This is a genomic window from Alteromonas sp. (assembly GCF_984505615.1).
On sequence record NZ_CFHOXV010000001.1, the window covers coordinates 205,017 to 228,599 of the forward strand.

Sequence of the window (23,583 nt, forward strand, 5' to 3'; positions counted from 1 at the left end):
ATTGAGACCATGTCAGCCCTGACCCGGAGCATAGGGAAAAGATCTTGCTTTCAGTTCGGCAAGTGAGTGTTTTGGTGTAAACCACTTTGCCGGTATGGGACGCTCAGAAAATTGTTGAAAATACAGCACACATGCATCACGCCACCAAATTGCTTCTTTCTCCTGAATATCCAGCGCCATCTGTACCTGACGGAATTGCAGAGGGTCAATCTGTCCTTCTAAATCATCCCATTTAGCGGCCATTTCACTAACTTGTTCTGCGCCCTGAAAATAGCGGTAAACCAACTCATCCCACAATGGACGGCCGCTGGATTCAACCTCAAAATCCCAGGGCAAGTGGTGAAACCAGAGCAGATATTTTTCGGGTGTACTTTGGGGATTTGACCACAGCTCCTTTAAAGGAGAAAAATATTGTTCTGTGGCATTCACGCCTTCGGGTGTACGGTCAAACCCGATACCGTCTTTCGCCGCACGATGATAGTAAGTCGAATTCCAGTCATCCCGTCCGAGACTATCAACCCAGGGACCTGGTCCGTAATGGTGGCCAGCTCCCATGATGTGATGTAAGCCTAACGGTGTCATGACATCTACCACGGTTTGATGGCTGGTCATCATCATATTCGTGATAGCTGCCACTGCGCTCTTTTCATTGCTGAGTGTCATACGCACCCAATCTTCTGCGACCTCTGACGCTTTGCTTTCAGGATCCCAGGCCATGCGACCAAACACATACCAGTTCGACTGCAGTATGATATGCCCTGTCCAGTTGCGGTCAGTGCCGATATTCGACACGCCCGCCATGCCGCTAATCCGATGGTCAAACAGTTCACCATCGATAACTTTAGCAACCGTACTCCCTTCACCCTTTGCATATGTATCAGACTGCAGAACCTCCTCATACATTGGGCCCAGATAAACAAAATGTGTACTGAATCCCAAATATTCCATAGTAATTTGGAACTCCATCATCAGTGGTGTTTCTGGCATAGCACCGAATAAAGGACTAAAAGGTTCCCTCGGTTGAAAATCAATCGGGCCGTTTTTTACCTGAACCAGTACGTTTTCATCAAACTTTCCGTCAAGAGGTGTAAACTCTGAATACGCTTGTTTGGAACGCTCTTCGCCTTTCTCATTGGCGTAAACAAAAGCTCGCCACATAACATTTCCACCAAACGGAGCCAGTGCCTTCGCAAGCATATTCGCACCTTGTGCATGAGTACGACCAAAATCCCCCGGCCCGGGTTGTCCCTCAGAATTCGCCTTTACCAGGAATCCGCCGAAATCGGGTATATCTGCATAAATCTCTGCCACTTTATCCTTCCACCACTGCTGAACTTCGGGATCTATTGGATCTGATGTGGACAAATTACCAATGAGTTGCGGCGAACTGAATTTCACAGATAGATAAACCTTAATTCCATAAGGTCTGAACAGATCAGCCAGTACTTTCACCTTCTCAAGATAATGGGGAGTCAATATGAGAGGGTCCGCATTGACATTATTAAGTACTGTGCCGTTGATACCAACTGACGCGTTGGCTCTGGCATAATCAACATACCGCTGATACCGGTATTCAGGTAATTTGTGCCAATCCCAAATAGACTGCCCCGCATATCCACGCTCTACATGGCGATCAAGATCATCCCAATGATTAAGCACTCTTAAGGAAATTTTTGGGGCCGATATGATATTGAGTGCATGCAAAGGCTTGTGTAACTGTACCTCTTTCAGAAGTCTGAATACCCCGTAAAGCGCCCCGGCATCAGTGTTAGCCAGCACCACTATTTTTGTTTCATTGTTATCCGTAACTTGTTTAACAATGTAACCTTCCCCTTCTGCCCGGCCAATATTGACGGAATACCGCTCAGCGAGTTGAGTTGCATTTTCACCACTGGCCACGAGTAAAGTGGCCTCGTCCGCACCCACATGGCGGGAACGATTTATCATATTACCAAGAGCGAATTGTAGTTCTTCTCTGGCGACCTGCATGGTGTCTGAATCACCGTAGACATGGTAATTTCCTAGCAATTCAGTATAACTTTTTAACAGCTCAGATTGCTGTATAGCATCGTATTTGAGCCAGAGACGGTATCCATCTTCTCCGTGGAACAAATTTGAAGCAAATCCGCATTGTGACACTAGCAGGAAAAAAACGATCAGATACTTCATAACGTCCTTAAAATATTTTACGCGTAATATTAATCCGGCAACAATAAGGCATCCTGAGCAGCAGCATAACTAACCTTATTTCATGAAAACCAAGAGTTAACCTCATATAAATTCATTGTTAATAATAAGGTAACTACCTCATACTTTTTTTATGAAAAATGTTTATTGCCTTTGTGTTTTTTTGAGTTATCTCACTCACATTGCTTCAGAAGTCTGAATCTTTATCAAAAAAAAGCCAGCGACATGCGCTGGCAAAATGGGAACTTGCATTCAATGGTTTATCTGAAGAAACAGATTACCCCTCCATATTTTCGAGCTCTCTGCCCTTCGTCTCGTGTATGAAACGAATAACAAATATGACTGAAAGCAATGCGAAAAATGTATACAGCCCGTATGCGCCAGCGAGGCCGGTCCCTGCCAACAATACTGGAAAGGAAATAGTAATCATAAAGTTACACGTCCATTGCACAAGACCGCTGACAGCCAGGCCGGAACCTCGTATCTGATTCGGAAACATTTCACCCAGCATAACCCACATAACCGGTCCCCAGGACATATTAAAGAAGAAGACATACAGGTTCGCAGAAACCAGGGCTAATGTACCCCACTCTCCCAGTATGAGTTTGCCGCCGGCCCCCTGAGAGGCATTCATAAAAGCGACTACCAGCACACCGAGAGTCAGAGTCATGCCTATCGATCCCCACTTCAGCAAGGGTTTACGTCCAATTTTATCAATGACCAGGAGGGTCAACACACAAGCTGAAATACTGATAGCTCCGCTTAGAACGTTGATAAGTAACGCGTCAGACTCAGAAAAGCCAACGGCCTGCCATAGCACTGCTCCGTAGTAAAAAACTACGTTAATACCCACAAGTTGCTGGAATGCAGCCAGACCCAGACCCACCCACACAACCGGGCGCACTCTGCCGGCTGTTTTATCAAACAGATCCTTTAGTTGTGGACGATGGTCGTGAGAAAGTGATTTTTTTATTTCAATGAACTTTTCTTGTGCAGCATCTTCGCCAAGCAGCTTCCTGAGCACTTTTCGGGCGCGTTCTGGCTGATTACCCGAAACAAGAAACCTTGGACTCTCAGGAATAAACCATAGCATTACGAAAAACAAAGTAGCCGGAATCAGCTCTATCCAGAACATCCAACGCCATGCTTCAAAATTTAACCACAATTTATTTGTCGAGCCTGCCGCTTCGCCGGCAAGAATGTAGTTACTTAAAAATGCTGAGAACAAACCACTCAGAATAGCAATTTGCTGAATACTCGTCAGCATTCCCCGGTACCGGGCAGGAGAGACCTCCGAGATATAAGCTGGAGCCATTACCGAAGCAGCCCCGACAGCAAGGCCGCCTGCTACACGATAAATTACAAACTCAAAAGAGGATGTAGCAACACCTGAGCCCCAGGCACTCACAATGAACAATACCGAAGAGACAATCAGTAAAGTTCTGCGGCCATATTTGTCAGCAAAACGACCAGCAAAGAAAGCGCCGGCTGCGCATCCTAGTAACATGCTGGATACATTAAACCCGGTTCCGGCGCTTTGTGAGTTAAATGCCTTTTGCAGCCCGTCAACTGTGCCATTAATGACACCACTGTCAAATCCGAAGAGAAAACCACCGATGGTTGCAACAATACTAATAAACACAACAAAACTAATATTGTCTTCCGTGGCTTTATCCATACTTGCCGTCTGAGCAGTAGATTCCAACATCACTTCTGCCCTAAGTAAGGATCAATGGTTACGATAGAGCCGTCCGGATTATAGGTAAGCTCTGTCATTTTCACACTTCGCAGGTGAGTTTGACCATCTGATAATGAGCTATCGTGATAGAACAGGTACCACTTTCCTTTGAACTCAGCGATTGAATGATGATTGGTCCATCCTATAACTGGCTGCAGAATCACCCCCTGATAAGTAAACGGGCCATACGGATTGTCACCCGTCGCATAAACAATTTTATGCGTATCACCTGTAGAGTAAGAGAGATAATATTTACCCTTATATTTGTGCATCCAGGCTGCTTCAAAGAAACGGCGATCGTTATCTCCTTGCAAAATTGGGTTACCTTCTTTATCCAGCAACTCAATTTCTTTAGGCGTTTCTGCGTAGGACAGCATATCAGCGGCCATTTTCGCTATACGAGGTTTTACCGCTGGTGCATTATCTGCGGGATAGACATCTTCAGCATTATAGGAACCGCCTTCATAGCGTTGTAGTTGTCCTCCCCATATGCCTCCGAAGTACATGTAATAAGCCCCGTCATCGTCCTTAAATACGGCAGGGTCCATGCTGTAGCTTCCCTCAATGGGTTCAGCCTCTGGCACGAAGGGGCCTTCAGGTTTGTCACTTGTGGCAGCACCGATATGAAAAACATCGTTTTTGTCTTTCAGGGGAAAGTAGAGGTAATAAGTCCCGTCCTTATAAGCTGCATCCGGAGCCCACAACTGTCGGCCGGCCCAGGGAATATCCTTCACAGATAAAGCCACACCGTGATCTGTCACTTCACCGCCGACCTCATCCATACTGAGTATATGATAATCACGCATGTCAAAATGATCGCCATTGTCATTTTGGGGAATCCCTGATTCCACATCGTGTGACGGGTAAATGTACAGGCGTCCGTTGAAAACATGTGCAGAAGGATCTGCGGTATAAATATGTTCAACAAGAGGATCGCTTAATCCACTTTTTACTGAGTTTTTATCCCCGGAATGTTTTTGAACCGGAATATCTTTGTCTTCAACATCTTGTTGTTGTGGCTGACACGCTGTCAGAACGAGTGCAGACAGGATCGCTGAAAAGGTTAAAGAGAGTTTAGGTTGAAACGTCATATTACGCTCCCTGTTAGTGATGAAAAACGCATAGCCCGATAATGCAGGGAGAGTAAATTAACGGCAATATCAACGGCTGCGAAAACGATAAAAAGACAACGAGGTAATGAATAACATAAACTTCACAACACTATTTTTCCTATCACAGCCATCACCACTATAAATTATCTATTTGAACCAAATAGTTGCAAGAACAGAATTTTGTAAGAACGCATTCTCCAGAAGGTGATGTTACCTTAATGTTAAATTCACTTAATTTACCTTAGCGGGATTTCAAAATCTGGCGCTACAATGACATAAGCCCCTCAATGCAGATTCTGAAATAATTGCTTTTTCTTTTAGTTGTATTTAAAGAGATAATGACGTTCGCGATGTTCGTCTAAAGTTTAGACGTGTTACACGCCATCATTAAAGGAAAGGAAGAGGTGCAATAATGTCTGATACTGAGTCCCTGTTAGATTCCCTCAATACGCTTGTCTGTAAAGCGAACAAGGACGGATATTATACCTATTTGAATAACTACTGGGTCGTCAGTTTAGGCTGGAGCCTCGATGCACTGAAGAGTCAGCCCTTTTTATCTTACGTTCACCCTGAAGATCGGGATGTTACCAGCGCCACGTTGGCAGCACTTTTCAATAGTAAATGCACGGTTGAGGGTTTTCGGAACCGTTACAAAACTATCTCAGGGGAGTATGTCTGGCTTGAGTGGTTTGCAAAAACCGCCTCAGATACCGAAATAGTTGCATCGGCGACTATTATCACCGGGAAGGTGGCATTAGAAGAAGCAGACAGAAAACAAAAAGCATTGTTGCAACAAGCAGAATTGATTGCTTCCTTAGGACACTGGAGTGTTGACGTTGTAAATGAAAAGGTATTTTGGTCCGATGAGATATACCGCATTCACGGCGTGAGCAAAAGTGATTATGAACCAACGCTGCAATCTGCCATCGATTTTTACCATCCGGACGATATTTCTATTGTTCAGAATTACATTAATGGGGCAATCAAAAAAGGAGAAGGTTGGGAAGTAAAGTTAAGAATTGTCCGTCCGTCCGGTGAAGTACGACATGTGCATAGTAAGGGAATGGTAGAACATGACGCGACAGGAAGTATTAGTACTATTTTCGGTACATTTCAGGATGTAACTGAACGGGTTAAAAAATCTCTGGAGCTGGAAGCAGCAAAAAGTAAGGCCGAAGTTGCGAATATTGCCAAAAGTCGCTTTCTGGCCACAATGAGCCATGAGATTCGTACGCCTATGAATGGTATTCTGGGCACCCTTCAGTTACTTGATGACGAATTGACTAAGTCTTCTGACAGAAAACTCTTAAGCAATGCGCTTACTTCGTCTTACTACCTGCTTAAGATAGTTAATGACATCCTGGATTTCTCAAAAATTGAGGCAGAGATGTTATCCCTTGAAAAAATAGCATTTTCTATCAGACAACTGTTAAACGAGGTCGCCTCCAATTTTGTTCCCCGTGCAAAGGCAAAGAACATTGTATTCCGAAGCTCCCTGCAAAAGAATCTACACGATGTTTGGTTGGGAGACCCGGTAAGAGTAAAGCAAATTATCACGAACCTCATTTCTAACGCAGTAAAGTTCACAGATACCGGTAGCGTCACAGTTGCAATGTACTCTGAGCAAACCACGGCCTCGTCAGCGTTGACGATTCAGGTTATCGACACAGGTATTGGTATGGAACAAAAAGTAATAGACGGATTATTTGAGAGGTTTACACAAGCAGATACATCAACCACCCGCAAATATGGCGGTACCGGCTTGGGAATGGCCATAACAAAAAGCCTTGTAGAACTGATGAATGGCACACTGACGGTGACCAGTCAGAAGGATAAAGGGACTACCTTTTCCGTTACTTTACCTCTGGGAAAAGGCGAAAAGGCAGAGCCAATAAAAATATCAAACGCCAGAGCCCCTGATCTCACCGGTAAAAGAATTCTCGTTGCCGAAGATAATGATATTAATCAGGTCATCATTACATCAATGCTGGAGAAAACCAATGCCGAAGTCAGGGTAGCGGAGAATGGACATGAGGCCGTTGAATTAACTCAAATATTTAAACCTGATTTAATTTTGATGGACATACAGATGCCTGAATTAGACGGCCTTGAAGCCTGTAAACAGATTCGCCGCGATAACAGCACAATTCCCATACTCGCACTTACTGCTAACGTGATGCCAGAGGACATCAAAACATACCTTGACGGAGGTTTTAATGAGCATCTCGCTAAACCCGTTGAGGCCGGTAAGCTATACAGTAGACTGGACTTATATTTACGTAAGAAAAACCGCTGATTACCGGCTACGCTAATTTACTCACCATCACCGTCAACCGGCAAATCGTCAGCTCCGTGAGTCAACCTGATTTGTAAATGCCAAAGCCAGCGCCTCTGCCACGCGGATGCCGTCAATGCCTGCAGACCAGATCCCGCCTGCATAGCCTGCGCCCTCTCCTGCCGGGTACAAACCTTTCACGTTCACGCTCTGGCAATCCTTGCCGCGCTTAATACAAACCGGTGACGAGGTGCGGGTTTCCACACCGGTCAGTGTGCCGTCAGCTTTGGCAAAGCCTTTTATCTGGCGGTCGAATGCAGGAATGGCTTCGCGGATAGCGTCTGTTACATAGTCCGGCACCACTTTGCTTAAATCTGTCAATGTAACGCCCGGGGTATAGGACGGTGTGACGTCTCCCAGCTCTGCACTTGGCTTACCGGCAAGAAAATCGCCGATAAGCTGGCCCGGTGCATGGTAGTTTTCGCCACCGGCTTTAAAGGCCATTTCCTCCAGCCTGCGCTGTAATTCAATACCCGCCAGCGGGTGACCCGGATAATCTTCATCCGGTGTAATCCCTACCACAATAGCACTGTTCGCATTGCGTTCATGGCGGGAATACTGGCTCATGCCATTGGTGACCACACGACCAGGCTCAGAGGCCGCGGCAACCACGGTACCGCCGGGGCACATACAGAAACTGTACACCGTGCGGCCATTTTTACAATGATGCACCAGTTTGTAATCGGCAGCCCCCAGGATGGGGTTACCGGCGTTATCACCGAAACGGCATTTATCAATCATGCTCTGTTCGTGTTCAATGCGAAAACCGATAGAGAAAGGTTTTGCTTCAATGTATACGCCCTGTTCGTACAGGTTCTGAAAGGTGTCGCGGGCACTGTGACCTAACGCCAGAATCACTTGCTTACAGGCCAGATAGCCGCCGTCAGACAAATGCAGGCCTTTCACCGCATATTCACCCTCTTTTTCATCCATATCGAGTTTTTCTACCCGCGTGGAGAAACGGATTTCACCGCCAAGATCGATGATTTGCTGACGCATTTTCTCAACCATGCTCACCAGCTTGAATGTACCGATGTGGGGCTTACTCACATATAGAATTTCTTCCGGCGCACCGGCTTCCACAAATTCATGCAGCACTTTACGTCCGTAATGTTTGCGATCTTTTACCTGACTGTACAGCTTGCCGTCTGAGAATGTGCCGGCACCGCCTTCCCCGAACTGCACATTGGATTCGGGATTTAAGGGCTGTTTGCGCCAGAAACCGAAAGTGTCTTTGGTACGTTCCCGCACCGCCTTACCCCGCTCAAGCACAATGGGTTTAAAGCCCATCTGGGCGAGGATTAACGCGGCGAAAATACCGCATGGGCCGAGACCCACCACCACCGGGCGGTTATTCAGATTTTCCGGTGCCTGCGCAACAAACTTATACGACATATCCGGCGTGACTCTGACCTGCTGATCAGAGGCAAATTTTTCCAGCAGTTTTTCCTCATGGTTTACCGATACATCCACCGTGTAAATCAGCTGAATGTCTTTATTGTTGCGGGCGTCATAACCGCGCTTGAACACACTGGTTTCAAGCAAATCACCGGCAGTAATGCCAAGCTTACTGATGATGGCCTGCGGCAAAGCATCTTCGTTATGATCGAGGGGAAGTTTTATATCGGTTAAACGCAACATGAGGGATTTCCTGGTTCGCCGGACAGCCTGTCTGTCAGAGCCAGCATAGTGTAATGCAGATATTGACGATCCGGTAGACATTCACCGGCATTTGTCTTTTGATCCCTCTGCTTTACACTTATAATCCGCCCACATTTTCAGACATGCGGATAAACCATGACATTTGTAGTAACCGACAACTGCGTGAAGTGCAAATACACCGACTGCGTCGCCGTGTGTCCGGTGGATGCATTTTTTGAAGGTCCGAACTTTCTGGCTATCGATCCGGCTATTTGTATTGATTGTGCTTTATGTGTGCCGGAATGCCCTGCCGAAGCGATTATTCAGGATACCCATTTGACGGAAGAGCAAAAGCCCTGGCAGGAAATCAATGCGGAACTGAGTCAGCAATGGCCGAATATTACAGAGGTAATTGCGCCGCCGGAGGATGCCGACAGCTGGAACGGTGTACCGGACAAACTGCCGCTGCTGGAACGCTGAGCAGCGACAAACAGCCTTAGCATGCAGTATGCGCCGCCGCTGGCGCATACAAGCCGGTTCAGCCCTTGAATCCGGTAGCTACCAGATACACTTCCCGGGAACGCGGGCGGGACGCCGCAGGTTTTCTTACCACCACTTTTGAAAATGACGTTCGTACATCTTTCACGTATTCGTCGTAGCCTACGCCCTGAAACACTTTTGCACAGAAGCTGCCACCCGGTTGCAATACGTTTCTGGCCATATCCAGTGCCAGCTCAACCAGATACATAGACGCATACTGATCGGTGGTATTTACGCCACTCATGTTCGGCGCCATATCAGACACCACCACATCCACCCTGTCATCCCCGAGGGTATTCAGGATCTGGTCATAAACGGCTTCATCAGTGAAATCGCCCTGAATAAAATCCACGCCGATGATGCTGTCCATGGGCAGAATATCTGACGCAATCACCCGCCCGTTGTCACCAACGATGGGCGCCACAATTTGCGACCAGCCACCGGGTGCAGAACCCAGATCCATGACCACACTGCCGGGACGGAACAATTTGTCTTTTTCATTGATTTCGAGAAGCTTATAACTTGCCCGTGAACGGTAACCGTCAGCCTGCGCTTTTTTAACGTAGGGATCGTTAACGTGTTCTTCCATCCATTTTTTGCTGGTTTTTGAGCGGGCCATAGTCAGTTCTGCAGTAGCTAAAGGGAAAACGGCGTTCATTGTAATCACGCACGGCAGTTTTGCAAATGCAGCGCACCAACAAACTTCACAGCCTGCCTGACTTCCCTGCGGTTACAGGCTACAATGCGCAGCTTATTACCGCTTTTTGCAACACTGTTTCCGGAACTTACCTGCACATGAAATTAGACGACGTAAAAAAACTGCACCAGAAGAAATACCGTTCGCAGTTTGGCTTTTATCTTGTTGAAGGTGAGCATTTAATTCAGGAACTGCAACGCTCGCCATTGATAGCACAGACCGTCACGTTGTACGTAACAGAAAGCTGGCTCTCCCGTGGCATTGAGCTGGACACCCGTTTTGATGTGGTTACCGTTACCGACCGGCAAATGGCTTCACTCAGCGATACCAAAACGCCGCAGGGTGTGATTGCCAGAGTGCCGCTGGCAGCCCATGCTGTGGCACCTGAAAATAAAACAGCCTGTGAGCGAAGTATTTATTTACATGAAATTCAGGATCCCGGAAACCTGGGCACCATTTTACGTTCTCTGGCCTGGTTCGGAGGCTTCCGGTTACTGCTGAGCCCCAACAGCGTTGACCCGTTTAATTCTAAAGCAGTGCGTGCGAGTATGGGTGCGATTTTTCATCTGCCGGTAGAAACCGAGGTTACGCTGGATGAATGTCAGCAACGCTTTACCCGCTTTGCCTGCCTTGATCTTAACGGTAAAGCCATCAGCGACCCGCAGTTCAACGATTTTCCCTGCTATCTGTTTGGCAACGAAGCCCGTGGTATACCGGAAGACGCACTGGCCCGGGCCGGCGCTGAGGCCTTTACCATTCCCGGCAACGGTCAGATTGAATCACTGAATCTGGCCAGCGCGGTAGGCATGTGCGTGTATCAGTTGTCACTGAGCAACAGCTGATAACCACAGTGCATGCCTGAGTAATGATTTCTACTTCAGGGCGCCCAGATGCGTGGCCCAGTTCACCTTGTCATTATGTGAATGGGTAAAGCCGATTTTGCGTTCGAATTCCACACAGGCTTTGCTTCTGAAAGCCGTAATGTAGGTGCGCCGCCAGCTGGTTTCAGAGCTGTTCCCACCTGAGCCATGCAGGATGAGCTCATTGTGCACGGTAATGTCGCCCTTGTTCAGCGGCAATTCCACCAGTGTTTCCCCGTCCAGCAGCGCCACACCCAGAATGTGCGAACTTTCCCTGTCTTTACCGTGCACCGGTTTATGCACCCGCAACCCCTGCTGATGTGAACCCGGGATCACATACAAGCAGCCGTTTTCAGAATTTGCATCATCAACGGCCAGCGAGCAGGTCGCTGTAATGGTGTCCGGTGTACCGGTGGGCCAGTAACCGAGATCCTGATGCAGAGTAAATTTAGCATCGGGACGGGCGGGTCGTTTTGCCAGAAACTGATCGTAATCCAGTGTGGCATCATCGCCAATTAACTGCTTTGCAATGGAAGCGCTGAGCTTCTCGTAAATATTTCCCTGCAGAGCCGGTTTGTATTTTGTTGGCAGCATGGCATTCACCAGCGCGAAGTCTTCAAATTTGCGGTCATAGGGGCCGCTCATATCGCAGAAGTCACGTCCCATATCCGGCACGCTTCCGCTAATAAAGTGGTCAAATTCCTGTTCGATGTCATTCAGTTCTTCGCCGGTAAGTACATTGCGCAGCGTGATGTAACCGTGCTCCTGATAAAGCGCCTTTTGTTCCGGTGACACAATATAGTCGTCGCCCTGACGGCCATAGTCCGTTTGATTCATGGTGATTGTCCTGATGATTAACAGAAACACCAATTTACAAACATGCTACAAAATTAAATACAAGGATTTTACCTTTCGCATAGCAGTTTCTTGCAGTCACTTGTTCTTGCACTCAATTAGATTGCAAATGGGCCCGGTAAGCCGCGGGAGTCATGCCTTTGATGTCTTTAAACTGACTGATGAAATGAGATGTGTGCTGATAGCCGCAATTCAGGGCGATGGTCGTAACGGGAAGCGATGATCCCGCCAGCATCTTACAGGCTTCGTTAATTCTGATGAGTTTCACCATGGCAGAGAACGTGCGGCCGGTGGCGGACTTATAAAAGCGACTGAACGCGGTGGGTGTCATACCCGATAAGGCAGCCACTTCGCTTTGTGACAGTGCCGAAGCAAAATGGTTTTTGATGTGCTGATGCACTTTATTGAGAGTGTTTACCGACGCCTGACTCACCGTGTTGTACTGGAAAAAATCAGCTGTCACCAGGGTGCGTGCTTTCAGGCCACTCAGTGATGCCAGTAATGTTAGCAACCGGGTGTATCTGGCCAATCCGGATTCAGCTTCCAATCCGTTGAGTTGCGAAAATATCTCAGCCGGCACGCCGGTAAACTGCAAGCCGTATGCAGACTGACGAAGCATTCCGGCGATATCCTGAAACTCTGCCATATCCTCCATGCCTGCAGGCAGCAAACTGGTATCAAACTGAATGGTGAACCACTCGGCGGCGTCTGTTTGCGCGTTTTCAGCACTCTCACCGTGTTGAGCATGGCTGACTGTATTATTCTGCCAGCAATGGGGTAAATCAGGTCCGCACAACACTAAATCGTTCGGCTGATAATATTCCACGCTGTCACCCACGTAACGCAGACCGGCACTGTTGATGATCCAGGTTAATTCGTACTGGGGATGAAAATGCAGCTGGTGATCATCACGGAAATTGGTTGCACGCCGCCTCATCAGCTGAAATGAGCTGCCGGTGCTATAACTGACCAGTTCGAGTTGCGGCTGTTGCATAGCGTTGCAGTTACTCCGGATAAATCTCAATAACGCCGTTTTTACCAACGCCGATACAGCCTTTTCCGCGCTGGCAGGCAAGGCTCCAGATGTTGTTGCGACTGATGATCTCCCAGTTATCTGTCCCGGGCTTTAGCATAGCCACACCTTCAGGGTTGCTGATCCAGTAACTGTGATCTTCACCAGCGGGTAATAATGCCGAGCCGTACACAGCGCCATGTAAGAGTAACCCGGGCAATGCTGTCCATCGTTCCGCGTTGAGGTCGTAAATCATGGCTGTGGCAGATGACGCGGCGTCCATAAGGCTGCCACCGGCGGCGTAGACGTGTTGCCCGGTCAGTTGCAAAGAAAATATGCCGGATGCTTCCCCGCCTTTGAACGGACTCCCGATACTCCGCCAGTTGCCTTCTTTTAACAGCAAAATGCGGGGCGCTGCACTGTTACCGGTGCCAGCAACGATAAAACTACCTTGCCCGTTTATACATGTGCCGCTTGAGGCAAAGCCGCCCTCCCCTTTCTGTGCAGTAAACGGCATTGGTGTTCGCTGCCACGTCGTGCCACCGTCTGTGGTGTTTAGTATAAACAACCCTTTGTCATCAGAATCGCCGTACAGCCAGCCGTGTTGACTGCCGGCCATATAAAAACAGTCAAAAAATGCTTCAGGGGTAACGCCCTCAGCGACCTGCTGCCAGCGAGGTTCAGAAGTACCGGCAGGAAAAATGGCTGTTTCAGAGAGAAAAACGCCGGAGTCTGCACCTTCACCGGCACTCATCACCAGTAACCGGCCATCCGGTAATGACTGGTTGTCACGGAATTGCCGGTTATCCGTCCCGGCCGGCGGAGTAATTTTCTGCCAGTGAGCGCCGTTATCCTCTGACACGTAAATACCGCCCTGTGTACCCGTTGCCACAACGCGGCTGCCCTGCCAGCTTACGGCCTGAAAAGACACATTTTCGTCAAACTGATGCCTGACGACCTCTGCATCCACCCGCAATGAGCTTAAGCAAAGGAGTAAAGCGGTCAGCAGGGAGGGTTTCATTGTCAGACAATCCTTTTTTAAACGTTTTCTGAGAGTGTCATCTTCACACAAAACCTGTGAAACCAACAACTGCCTGATAACTTATGGCAATGGCTCCGGACTATGAATTAAATACATTGACCTGCGACTACCGGCGGGACGGTTTCACACGTACAATCAATCACTACCAGACAGATTAACCACACCGGTCAGATTAAACACATCAGATAGTCACCGGCATTCAACAGGAGTCCTATGAACCTGTCGCAGATTGAAGCTTTCTGTGCCATCGCCGAAACAGGCTCGGTATCGGAAGCTGCCCGTCAGCTGGAATGTAACCGCAGCAAACTGAGCATGGCCATTAAAGTGCTGGAAAGTGAGCTGGGTGTGGATTTATTTGTGCGTACTGGTAACAAGATTGAGCTGTCGGAAGTGGGTAAAGCCATTTATAAAGATTGCGAAAGTATGCTCATCACCGCCACCCGTATTCGCGGCACCTGCGCGCAGGTAACCGGTGAATTTGCTGCTGAAGTATGGATTGCGCCGGACGATTCATTGCCAGACCCTGTCTGGCAGGGCTTTATCCACTCGCTGAATAAACTGTTTCCGAATACGTCCTTCAACCTCGTGCTGGCGTCCAGCGGTGACCTTGCCAATCTGGTTGCTACCCAGCAGGTGGATTATGCTTTTGGCGTGGATTACGAGCGTTTCGATGATGCCAGAATCAGCTATAAGCCGCTGGGCAAAATTCGTATGATGTCGGTGTGCAGTGCTTCCCACCCTCTGACCCGCCTGAAACGGGTAACCGATGAAGATCTCCGCAATGCTATGCAGGCGGCGATGGTGTATCTGAATGAGCAGAATAACTCCAGTCTTGAACCCTTCTCCCGCCACTACATCGGGTTCTCCAGTTTTGAATTTATGCTGAATACCATTCTGACTGAAAGTGCCTGGGGTGTGCTGCCTGAACCACTCATCCGCCATCATTTACGTGAGCAGCGCCTGTCGGTTATCCGCCATACTTATGGCCTTACTCAGGAAGATTATTGCATGGTCAGCCTCAACGGCAGTGCTGAAAACCCGGCCATGGCCTGGCTTGCCGATAAGCTGAGTGACTACCTTTTTGACTTCTGATGTAAAAGCACGCGGCTGCTGTCAAAATTATTGACAGCAAGTTTAATCTTTATCTCATTGTTTTAAATAGACATTGTTAAGAGCCCCTCTGTCAGCACTCCGTCACACGACCAAATCGTCATTGTAAATTACCGCCACCGGGCGAAAATCAGCGCAGATTTTTCAGAGGTTAACTTTCCCATGTGTGCCCGTACCCGTAATAACGAAAAGCAAACACTGACACTTTCAGCCCTTTTTGCCGGCCTTTTTGCCGTTGCTGGCCTGATGGTCGGACTGTTTGTTGACTCAATGGTCATTGTTTTCGACGGTGTGTATTCACTGGTAAGCCTGCTGTTAACTTTATTGTCGCTGGCAGCTTCCCGTTTCATTATGCGCCCGTCCTGTGACCGCTTCACCTTTGGCCGTGCCATTTTTGAACCTGCCGTTATAGCTGTAAAAGGTGCAGTGATCCTGCTGGTTGTCGGTTATTCCCTTTACTCCGCCATTGTTTCACTGCTGACAGGGGGCCATGAAGTCGATGCGTCAGTCGCCACCGTATTCGGTGTGGTTAACGTGATTGGTTGTGCTTTTGTGTGGTGGTACGTGGCTGCGAAGAACAAACGTGTGTCATCCGGCCTGATTGAAGCTGAAGCCAGTCAGTGGCAGATGGACACATTATTGAGTGTAGCCGTGACAGCAGGATTTGTGATTGCCTGGTTGTTATCACTCAGTCCCCTTGCCTCTTTTGCGGTGTATGCGGACCCGGTGATGATGTTAGCGATATCAGCGTTCTTCATCAAAGTGCCTTTTACGATGCTGATGTCAGCAATGCGTGAGCTGTTCTTAATGGCGCCTGCAGAAGAGCTTCGTCAAACCATTGATGAAAGTGTGGCCGCTGCGGTTGAAGAATCAGACCAGGAAATTGAATTATCCGGTGTGGCCAAAGTCGGTCGCGAACTGTGGGTAGATGTCGATTTTTATCCTGATAACAGTGATGTTATCCGCGTGAAAGATATCGAGCAAACCCGTGAAACCATCCGCGAAAAGCTGTCTGACTTGCCTCTTAAACTGCAAATTACCGTGAATATCGCCGGCTAAGCTGCCGGCGGTTGTCTGACTGAGCCATGCCGGAGATGGCTCAATCCCGCCAGCTTGTTTACCTGCCAGCATTTTAACAAGCTGGCAGCGTTACATTTACAACTCCCGTTAATCTTTTCCTCCTGCGATAAAGTAACCCTCAAAATCCTCAGGTTATCTCACATCTGCTTGTCAGCCAGTACAGCAATGCGTAGGATTTGCGGCGCTTTTTTTAGTGGTAACCTACTCAACATGTTAAATTTTCAGCAATTTCGCGAACAATTTATCCGGCAAAAGCTTCCCGCTTTACTGCTGCTGGTGTTCTGCGCATTTCTGATTGAAAACAAACAGGTTTACCTCACCACCGTCACGACATCCCATGTGGATGCCTCTATGTGTACGCTGGGTTTTGAAGTCGATAATACAGATGAAGAGCAACCGGACCCGTCTGTGCCGGTCACAGAAGTTCTCACTGTTTCTGCCTGCGCTCCGGCGCTTGTCTCCGTCAGGCCCTCTCACTTCACCACCCCGTCCACCTACCGCTACAAGTTACCTCCGCCCCGGGCGCCGCCCTACGCGTAAACATTCCGGAATTGTGCCTGCGCACTGCTCCGGGGACACTTCAACAATATTTTTCTCACAGGCAAGTCCGGACAGATCCCATTTCTGACCGGATGGATTTCTGCGGCCTTTTCTTCGCCACACACTCTGAGTGTGTGTGACGGGGCCGCGTCGTGCCTGCGCATGCCCCTGCGCAGGCGCAATAACCATAAAAATAGTGATCTATGAAAACGAGAACAATCCTGACTTTAAGTGTAGTGACGGCGCTGCTTGGCGGCTGCGGTCACGATGAAACCGCTGGCCATGAACAAACTGTAGAGTTTGATGTCACCCATCCTCTGCGTCAGAACAACACAACAGTGAAGGAGTATGTCAGTCAAATCCGGGCCATTCAGCACATCGAAGTGCGTGCCATGGAAAAAGGCTATCTGCAAAACACCTTTGTGGATGAAGGGCAAACGGTAAAAGCCGGTCAGCCTATGTTCAAAATTATGCCGGCAGTCTATGAAGCAGAGCTTCACAAGGCACAGGCAGAGGCGGAAGCAGCCAGAGTGGAATACGAAAATACCCGTTCGCTGCAATCGCAGGATATTGTGTCTGATACAGAACTGGCAGTCGTCAAAGCCGGGTATGACAAAGCCCTAGCAGAGGTAGCGCTGGCACAAACCCACCTGGATTTTACCGACATCCGCGCGCCGTTCACCGGCAAAATGGACCACCTTGAAGCCCGTACCGGCAGCCTGCTGGATGAAGGTGAATTGCTCACCACCTTATCTGATCTCAGCACCATGTGGGTGTATTTCAATATGCCGGAATCTCAGTATCTGGATTATGTTCAGCGCGGTCAGGATATCACTGAAACCACTGTGCGGCTGAAGCTGGCTAACGGCTCGGTGTACGAACAACCCGGCCATATCGATACCATTGAAGCAGACTTTGACAACACCACAGGTACCATAGAAATGCGGGCTTCGTTCCCGAATCCCGATGGCCTGCTGCGTCACGGACAAACCGGTAACGTACTGATGGACGTTGACTATCCTGACAGTGTGCTGATCCCGCAAAAAGCCACTTTCGACATACTCGATCAAACCTATGTGTACGTCGTAGACGACAATAATACTCTGCACACCAGACACATTCAGATTGCCGCAGAACTTCCCCATGTATTCATTGTGGCAAGCGGACTGGAAGAGAGTGACACCGTGCTTATCGACGGATTACGCCGCGTAAGGGACGGTCAGCAAATCAAAGCAGACATGGTTTCTCCTGAAGAAGTCTTCGACAGCCTTGAGCTGGCAGCAGAGTAAAGGTCGCGATTATGTTTGGAGTTTTTATAAAGCGGCCTGTCATGGCCATTATGCTGTCGCTCATGATTGTGTTTCTGGGCGTATTGTCGATTTTTTCTTTACCTACATCCCAGTATCCGGATATTGCCCCGCCACGGGTACTGATCTCTCTGGCATACCCGGGTTCCAATGCTGATGTGCTGGTAAAGTCCTCTCTGGTTACTATTGAGCGCTCCATTAACGGTGTGCCGGGCATGAAGTACATTGTGTCTGACGCCACCAGCGCCGGTGAAGCCACGATTCAGGTGATTTTCGAGCTGGGTGTGGATCCTAATCAGGCACTGATGAACGTGAAGAACCGGCTTGATCAGATCAAAAACCGTCTGCCGCAACTCGTTCAGCTTGAAGGGGTGGTGGTAAACCGCGTGCAACCCAGCATGCTGATGTATATCAACGTGTTCAGCACGGATAAAGATGCGGATGAAAAGTTTCTGTATAACTATTCCAACATCAATATCATTCCTGAAATTCAGCGTGTGAACGGTATCGCCAGCGCTAAAATTCTTGGTAGCCGTCAGTACGCCATGCGTGTGTGGCTGAAACCTGACCGCATGCGGGCCTACAATATTTCCACTGAGGAAATTATGGAGGCCATGGACGAGCAGAGCCTGATAGGACGGCCGGGCCGTCTGGGACGCAGCTCAGGGTTAAGTGCCCAGTCCAAGGAATATGTACTGGTGTATGAAGGCCGGTATAACAAACCGGAAGAATACAAGAACATCATTATCCGTGCAGATTCCGACGGTAAATTGCTGAAACTGGGCGATGTGGCTGACGTGGAACTGGGCAGTGAATTCTTTGATATTTACTCCAACAAAGACGGCTATCCTTCAGCAGCCATTGTGCTTAAACAAAGTTACGGCAGCAGCGCCAGCGACGTGATTGAGCAGGTGAAAGCCAAGATGGAAGAGCTGCAGGATACCTTCCCGCCGGGCATGGAATACGAAATCAACTACGATGTATCCAAATTCCTTGATGCGTCTGTTGAGCAGGTACTGCATACGCTGGCCGAAGCATTTGTGCTGGTATCTCTGGTGGTGTTTATTTTCCTCGGTGACTGGCGCTCTACCCTCATTCCCATCATCGCCGTACCTGTATCGCTGATTGGTACCTTTTTCTGTATGCAGGCCTTCGACGTCAACATCAACCTTATCACCCTGTTTGCGATGGTTCTGGCTATCGGGATTGTGGTGGATAACGCCATTGTGGTGGTGGAAGCCGTGCATGCCAAGATGGAAGACGATGCAGCCATCACGCCCTACAACGCCACCCGGCAGGTTCTGGGCGAAATGGGCGGCGCAATTATTGCCATTACCTTGGTGATGGTGGCGGTGTTTATTCCGCTTATCTTCATGACCGGTCCGGTGGGCGTTTTCTACCGTCAGTTCTCCATTACCATGGCATCTGCCATTATCATTTCCTGTATTGTGGCGCTGTCACTGACGCCGGTATTGTGCGCCATGTTGCTGAAGAATCATCACGGTCAGCCACAGAAACGCACGCCTGTAAGTATGTTCATCAACAGCTTTAACCGCGTGTTTGATAAAGTTACCGGTCGCTACACGGGTCTGGTACGGGCTGTGGTTACCCGTCGCACGGTAACCGCCGTTTTACTGGTAGCCTTTGTTGCCGGTACCGTGGGAGTAAACGCTAACTTACCGGCAGGTTTTATTCCCGGTGAAGATCAGGGACAAATCTACGCTATTATCCAGACGCCCCCCGGCAGTACACTGGAAGCAACCAATAAAGTTGCCAGAGAATTGCAGGAAATGGCGCTGGAAATTGAAGGCGTGTCTTCGGTATCTTCGCTGGCAGGCTATGAAATCCTGACAGAAGGACGGGGTTCCAACGCCGGTACCTGTCTGATTAACCTCAAAGACTGGGCAGACCGTGAGCAGACTATTCCGGAAATCATTGAGGAACTGGAAGAGAAGGCCCACCACCTCGGTGCAGTCATTGAGTATTTCGAACCCCCTGTTGTGCCGGGTTACGGTGCCTCATCCGGCCTGTCGTTCCGTCTGCTGGATAAGACTAACACCACGGATTACCATGAATTCGATGACATCAACAAAGACTTCATGGCTGAACTGGGTAAGCGCAAAGAGCTCAAAGGACTGTTTACTTTCTATGCCGCGGATTATCCCCAGTACAAAATAGAAATCGACAACCAGGCCGCCATGCAAAAAGGCGTTTCCATTAAAGCGGCAATGGAAAACCTCGATATCCTGATCGGCAGTACTTATGAGCAGGGTTTCACCCGCTTCAATAACTTCTTCAAAGTGTACACTCAGGCAGCTCCTGAATACCGCCGTTATCCCAGCGATCTGCTGGATTACTATGTGCGGAATGAAGAAGGGGAAATGGTGCCCTACTCTGCGTTTATGAAATTAATCAAAACCGAAGGTCCTAACGAGATCACCCGCTACAACCTGTATACCTCATCGGCCATCCGTGCTGAACCGGCTGCCGGTTACACCTCTGCAGATGCCATTAAGGCTGTGGAAGAAGTGGCGGCGGAAACACTACCACGGGGCTACGACATTGGCTGGGAAGGTTTGTCATTTGATGAAGCCAGACGGGGCAATGAAGCGGTGGTGATTTTCGTGGTGGTACTGCTGTTCGTGTACATTGTACTGGCAGCGCAATACGAGAGTCTGTTGTTACCCTTTGCCGTTATTCTCGCCTTGCCAACCGGTATCTTCGGCTCGCTGGCCATGCTGAAAATGATGGGTCTGGCAAACGACGTTTATGCCCAGCTCGGTCTTGTCATGCTGGTAGGTCTGCTGGGTAAAAACGCCGTATTGATTGTGGAATACGCCGTGCAGAAAAAAGAACAGGGCTTATCTATTAAAGAAGCGGCAGTGGAAGCGGCAACCGCACGGTTCCGGCCAATTCTGATGACCTCCTTCGCCTTTGTTGCCGGCCTGATCCCGCTGGTTATCGCTACCGGTGCCGGTGCAGTGGGCAACCGTACAATCGGTTCATCTGCGCTGGGCGGCATGGTAACAGGTACGGTCTTCGGCGTGCTGGTGATCCCCGGCCTTTACTATTTATTCGCCAAACTGGGCGACGGCAAATCCCTCATCAAAAATGAAGACCAGCTGCCCTTCACCGAAACTTACCACTACAACGATAAGGAGAGTGACAATGACTAAATCACGCTGTTTTACCCTTAGTCTGAAACCGCTTGTTGTCGCGGTAAGTGCGGCTTTACTGCTGCAGGGTTGTGCCATACCCGACATCGAAACCCGCGACGCCAGTGTGGCAATGCCGGAACAATTCACACCTGAAACGACAGAGACGCCGGTGAATATAAACTGGGAAGACTGGTTTAATGACCCGGATCTCATTGCGCTGGTAGACACTGCGCTGGCAAATAATCAGGAAGTCGCCATGATGCTGCAGCGCATTAATATGGCGGCCAATGAGGTCTATGCCAGGGAAGGGGAATACCTGCCTCAGGTGTCTGCCGGTGCTGAAGCCGGCGTGGAAAAAGCCGGTGAATATACCCGTGACGGCGCGGTGGAAAAACAGCTGGCTATCCGCGAAGAGAGGGAATTTCCTGATCCGCTGGCAAATCTGCGTCTTGGCCTGAATGCTTCCTGGGAGCTGGATGTCTGGCATAAACTCCGTGACGCCTCTAAGGTGGCGTCACTGGAATATCTGGCCAGTATTGAAAGCCGCAAGTTCTTTGTCACTGAAATGGTGGCGGAAGTGGCCCGCACTTACTACGAGTTGCTGGCGCTGGATAACCATCTTGCGAATCTGGATGCCAATATCGATATTCAGCAACATGTGCTCAACACCCTTGAGCAACTTAAACACTATGGCCGCTCTTCGTCTTTACCACTCACCCGCTTTGCGGCTGAAGTGAATAAGAATAAGAGCGAGCGGTATCAGGTCAGACAGGAAATTGCTGCCACTGAGAACAAGCTTAATTTGCTGTTGGGACGGCCTCCCCAACCCATTGCGCGTAACGCTGAACGTCTGATGACAGCATCACTGACAAAGCCCTCTGCCGGCGTGCCGTCAGAACTGCTTGCCAACCGCAGCGATATTCGTGAGGCTGAGCTGACACTGCAGGCAGCGAAGCTGAATATCGACGTTGCCCGCGCCAACTTCTATCCTTCTTTCGCGCTGAAAGCCGGTGTGGGACTGGAGTCCTTTGATACGCGGTATCTTCTGGACACGCCGGAGTCTGTTGCCTGGTCACTGTCCGGCGATATTTTTGCGCCGCTGATCAACCGCCGTGCGATTGAAGCTGAGTATAAGAATGCCAGTGCTGAGCAAATTCAGGCTGCCTACGAATACGAGTACACCGTTGTCAGGGCAGTCTCTGAGGTTTCCACCCGCTTGTCTGCTCTGGATAACCTGAGCAACAGCTATGCAGCAAAACAAGCCCAGATCGAACAATTGGAAGCGTCGGTGAATATTGCCAACAAACTGTTCGCCTCTGCCCGTGGTGAATACCTGGAAGTGTTGCTGGCACGCCGGGAGTCACTGGAAGCGAAAAGTGAACTGATTGATACCCGCAAAGAGCAGTTCACTGCACTGGTGGAGCTGTATCAGTCGCTGGGCGGCGGCTGGCGCAGCTAAGGCTTAGCCAAACCTTGCCGGAAACAAAAAAGCGGACAATTTGTTATCCGCTTTTTTTCAGGCTGTATTTCCTCAGAATGCATAGTCCGGCAGAGGAATATCAATCATGCCTTTGCGGTACTGTTCTGTTGTTTCTTCACTGAGTTCATCACGGTTCGACTCTGCATAGCGGCGCAGCTTTCTGATTTCGCTGTGCTCTTCTACTTCCCGCAATGCATCGCGGTAGCGCGCCATTCCGCTGCGGCCGATAGCATTGGTCAGCCAGGCAAAAGTATCCGCCTGATTTTTCTGTGCTGTGGCATAGTTTCTCAGTAATATTTCCGCAGCTAAATCACACAGGGCCTCGCTGCGAAGCTCTTTTGATGACATTTCCTGTGCCGCCCGTTTCAGACTGGCAAGGTCGCCGGCCAGCATCATCTCTTTAAGACGACTGACTACATCTGCGTCGGCCTCTTTGCTGTAAAGATCTTCCGGCAACGTGTACATGCCAGCCACAAACTGCTCTCCCTCTGCACCCGGCAACTCGTCGAGAGCGGTGTCAGCATGGCGTTCCAGCTTGTCTATCTGTGTGTTTTCCACCACTTCAGACAACACGCCGTAGTAGCGGCCATTTTCAGATGCACCAATGGCACGTGCCAGCCATGCCAGGGAGTCCACATCACTGCGCACCGCATGGGGATATTTCTTCAGCAGAATAGCCGCAGCAATATCCAGTAATTCAGGATCGGCAATTTTGATACTGAATATACGTTTTGACGCCGTTTTTAACTGAACCATATCGCCGGAAAGCATCATGTCCGCCAGCTTCTGTTCCTCAGGGCCTAATTCCGCCATTGCACTGAAAGACAAGGCGCTGACCGATAATCCGATTGCCATTACGGCTGTTGTTATATATCTCATCATTACTCCA

18 protein-coding genes are annotated in these 23,583 nt (G+C 49.2%); 9 read left to right on the forward strand and 9 right to left on the reverse strand.

The annotated features are described in order from the left end of the window. Positions 1–12: 12 nt before the first annotated feature. The 3 genes from AC4PME_RS00850 to AC4PME_RS00860 all read right to left on the reverse strand — a co-directional run bounded on the left by AC4PME_RS00850 (position 13) and on the right by AC4PME_RS00860 (position 4,914). On the reverse strand, positions 13–2,169 hold the full coding sequence (locus AC4PME_RS00850; protein ID WP_491044513.1) for an alpha-glucuronidase family glycosyl hydrolase: 2,157 nt from the start codon (positions 2,167–2,169) through the stop codon (positions 13–15). Positions 2,170–2,464: 295 nt separating this feature from the next. Beyond that, complete coding sequence (locus AC4PME_RS00855) at positions 2,465–3,895, reverse strand: sugar porter family MFS transporter (RefSeq protein ID WP_491044512.1); 1,431 nt, start codon at positions 3,893–3,895, stop codon at positions 2,465–2,467. Next, positions 3,895–4,914, reverse strand: coding sequence for a glycoside hydrolase family 43 protein (locus AC4PME_RS00860; RefSeq protein WP_232373569.1), 1,020 nt, complete (start codon positions 4,912–4,914; stop codon positions 3,895–3,897). Before AC4PME_RS00860 ends, AC4PME_RS00855 begins: the two co-directional genes overlap by 1 nt. 535 nt (positions 4,915–5,449) lie before the next feature. On the opposite strand from AC4PME_RS00860, the gene AC4PME_RS00865 reads away from it, so the two are divergent. Further along, positions 5,450–7,333 (forward strand): PAS domain-containing hybrid sensor histidine kinase/response regulator, encoded by a 1,884-nt coding sequence (locus AC4PME_RS00865; protein ID WP_491044511.1) that lies wholly within the window; start codon positions 5,450–5,452, stop codon positions 7,331–7,333. A 48-nt stretch (positions 7,334–7,381) separates the two neighbouring features. On the opposite strand, the gene AC4PME_RS00870 is transcribed toward AC4PME_RS00865, so the two are convergent. After that, positions 7,382–9,013: an NAD(P)/FAD-dependent oxidoreductase gene (locus AC4PME_RS00870; protein WP_491044510.1), complete on the reverse strand. Its 1,632-nt coding sequence runs from the start codon at positions 9,011–9,013 to the stop codon at positions 7,382–7,384. Positions 9,014–9,169: 156 nt separating this feature from the next. Between AC4PME_RS00870 and fdxA the strand changes: the two genes are divergently transcribed. Beyond that, positions 9,170–9,493 carry a ferredoxin FdxA gene (gene fdxA, locus AC4PME_RS00875; RefSeq protein WP_119502361.1) on the forward strand — a complete coding sequence of 108 codons (324 nt, stop codon included), beginning with the start codon at positions 9,170–9,172 and terminating at the stop codon, positions 9,491–9,493. A 58-nt stretch (positions 9,494–9,551) separates the two neighbouring features. Here the strand turns inward: fdxA and rlmE are convergent, their stop codons facing one another. After that, positions 9,552–10,172 (reverse strand): 23S rRNA (uridine(2552)-2'-O)-methyltransferase RlmE, encoded by a 621-nt coding sequence (gene rlmE, locus AC4PME_RS00880; protein WP_474843467.1) that lies wholly within the window; start codon positions 10,170–10,172, stop codon positions 9,552–9,554. A 176-nt stretch (positions 10,173–10,348) separates the two neighbouring features. Here rlmE and AC4PME_RS00885 point away from each other — a divergent pair, with 176 nt between their 5' ends. Then, positions 10,349–11,092 (forward strand): TrmH family RNA methyltransferase, encoded by a 744-nt coding sequence (locus AC4PME_RS00885; protein WP_491044509.1) that lies wholly within the window; start codon positions 10,349–10,351, stop codon positions 11,090–11,092. A gap of 30 nt (positions 11,093–11,122) precedes the next feature. Here AC4PME_RS00885 and AC4PME_RS00890 read toward each other — a convergent pair whose 3' ends face one another. The 3 genes from AC4PME_RS00890 to AC4PME_RS00900 all read right to left on the reverse strand — a co-directional run bounded on the left by AC4PME_RS00890 (position 11,123) and on the right by AC4PME_RS00900 (position 13,998). Beyond that, on the reverse strand, positions 11,123–11,947 hold the full coding sequence (locus AC4PME_RS00890; protein WP_491044508.1) for a phytanoyl-CoA dioxygenase family protein: 825 nt from the start codon (positions 11,945–11,947) through the stop codon (positions 11,123–11,125). Between the two features lie 112 nt (positions 11,948–12,059). Then, the gene (locus AC4PME_RS00895; protein ID WP_491044507.1) at positions 12,060–12,959 is read right to left on the reverse strand and encodes an AraC family transcriptional regulator; all 900 of its coding nucleotides are present in this window, start codon (positions 12,957–12,959) and stop codon (positions 12,060–12,062) included. Positions 12,960–12,969: 10 nt separating this feature from the next. Next, positions 12,970–13,998, reverse strand: a complete 1,029-nt coding sequence (locus tag AC4PME_RS00900) for a hypothetical protein (protein ID WP_491044506.1) — start codon at positions 13,996–13,998, stop codon at positions 12,970–12,972. A 234-nt stretch (positions 13,999–14,232) separates the two neighbouring features. Here AC4PME_RS00900 and AC4PME_RS00905 point away from each other — a divergent pair, with 234 nt between their 5' ends. The 6 genes from AC4PME_RS00905 to AC4PME_RS00930 all read left to right on the forward strand — a co-directional run bounded on the left by AC4PME_RS00905 (position 14,233) and on the right by AC4PME_RS00930 (position 22,673). Further along, positions 14,233–15,111, forward strand: a complete 879-nt coding sequence (locus AC4PME_RS00905; RefSeq protein ID WP_119502365.1) for a LysR family transcriptional regulator — start codon at positions 14,233–14,235, stop codon at positions 15,109–15,111. A 180-nt stretch (positions 15,112–15,291) separates the two neighbouring features. Further along, positions 15,292–16,188, forward strand: coding sequence for a cation diffusion facilitator family transporter (locus AC4PME_RS00910; protein WP_491044505.1), 897 nt, complete (start codon positions 15,292–15,294; stop codon positions 16,186–16,188). A gap of 231 nt (positions 16,189–16,419) precedes the next feature. Next, a complete protein-coding gene (locus AC4PME_RS00915) occupies positions 16,420–16,749 on the forward strand; it encodes a hypothetical protein (protein WP_491044504.1) in 330 nt (109 codons plus the stop codon). Positions 16,750–16,952: 203 nt separating this feature from the next. After that, entirely contained in the window at positions 16,953–18,038 is a 1,086-nt protein-coding gene (locus AC4PME_RS00920) for an efflux RND transporter periplasmic adaptor subunit (RefSeq protein ID WP_491044503.1), read from the forward strand. Positions 18,039–18,049: 11 nt separating this feature from the next. After that, positions 18,050–21,232, forward strand: a complete 3,183-nt coding sequence (locus AC4PME_RS00925) for an efflux RND transporter permease subunit (protein ID WP_303572741.1) — start codon at positions 18,050–18,052, stop codon at positions 21,230–21,232. Beyond that, a complete protein-coding gene (locus AC4PME_RS00930) occupies positions 21,225–22,673 on the forward strand; it encodes a TolC family protein (RefSeq protein WP_119502370.1) in 1,449 nt (482 codons plus the stop codon). The genes AC4PME_RS00925 and AC4PME_RS00930 overlap by 8 nt, the downstream gene beginning before the upstream one ends. 72 nt (positions 22,674–22,745) lie before the next feature. Here AC4PME_RS00930 and AC4PME_RS00935 read toward each other — a convergent pair whose 3' ends face one another. Next, positions 22,746–23,576 carry a hypothetical protein gene (locus tag AC4PME_RS00935; protein WP_491044502.1) on the reverse strand — a complete coding sequence of 277 codons (831 nt, stop codon included), beginning with the start codon at positions 23,574–23,576 and terminating at the stop codon, positions 22,746–22,748. Between the last annotated feature and the right edge of the window lie 7 nt (positions 23,577–23,583).

Coding starts and splice junctions, on each gene's coding strand:
- AC4PME_RS00930 (WP_119502370.1), top strand. CDS start 21,225: ATGACTAAATCACGCTGTTTTACCCTTAGTCTGAAACCGCTTGTTGTC.
- AC4PME_RS00890 (WP_491044508.1), bottom strand. CDS start 11,947: ATGAATCAAACGGACTATGGCCGTCAGGGCGACGACTATATTGTGTCA.
- AC4PME_RS00895 (WP_491044507.1), bottom strand. CDS start 12,959: ATGCAACAGCCGCAACTCGAACTGGTCAGTTATAGCACCGGCAGCTCA.
- AC4PME_RS00905 (WP_119502365.1), top strand. CDS start 14,233: ATGAACCTGTCGCAGATTGAAGCTTTCTGTGCCATCGCCGAAACAGGC.
- AC4PME_RS00935 (WP_491044502.1), bottom strand. CDS start 23,576: ATGATGAGATATATAACAACAGCCGTAATGGCAATCGGATTATCGGTC.
- AC4PME_RS00900 (WP_491044506.1), bottom strand. CDS start 13,998: ATGAAACCCTCCCTGCTGACCGCTTTACTCCTTTGCTTAAGCTCATTG.
- AC4PME_RS00920 (WP_491044503.1), top strand. CDS start 16,953: ATGAAAACGAGAACAATCCTGACTTTAAGTGTAGTGACGGCGCTGCTT.
- AC4PME_RS00910 (WP_491044505.1), top strand. CDS start 15,292: ATGTGTGCCCGTACCCGTAATAACGAAAAGCAAACACTGACACTTTCA.
- AC4PME_RS00855 (WP_491044512.1), bottom strand. CDS start 3,895: ATGTTGGAATCTACTGCTCAGACGGCAAGTATGGATAAAGCCACGGAA.
- AC4PME_RS00885 (WP_491044509.1), top strand. CDS start 10,349: ATGAAATTAGACGACGTAAAAAAACTGCACCAGAAGAAATACCGTTCG.
- AC4PME_RS00915 (WP_491044504.1), top strand. CDS start 16,420: ATGTTAAATTTTCAGCAATTTCGCGAACAATTTATCCGGCAAAAGCTT.
- AC4PME_RS00925 (WP_303572741.1), top strand. CDS start 18,050: ATGTTTGGAGTTTTTATAAAGCGGCCTGTCATGGCCATTATGCTGTCG.
- AC4PME_RS00870 (WP_491044510.1), bottom strand. CDS start 9,013: ATGTTGCGTTTAACCGATATAAAACTTCCCCTCGATCATAACGAAGAT.
- fdxA (WP_119502361.1), top strand. CDS start 9,170: ATGACATTTGTAGTAACCGACAACTGCGTGAAGTGCAAATACACCGAC.
- AC4PME_RS00850 (WP_491044513.1), bottom strand. CDS start 2,169: ATGAAGTATCTGATCGTTTTTTTCCTGCTAGTGTCACAATGCGGATTT.
- AC4PME_RS00865 (WP_491044511.1), top strand. CDS start 5,450: ATGTCTGATACTGAGTCCCTGTTAGATTCCCTCAATACGCTTGTCTGT.
- rlmE (WP_474843467.1), bottom strand. CDS start 10,172: ATGGCCCGCTCAAAAACCAGCAAAAAATGGATGGAAGAACACGTTAAC.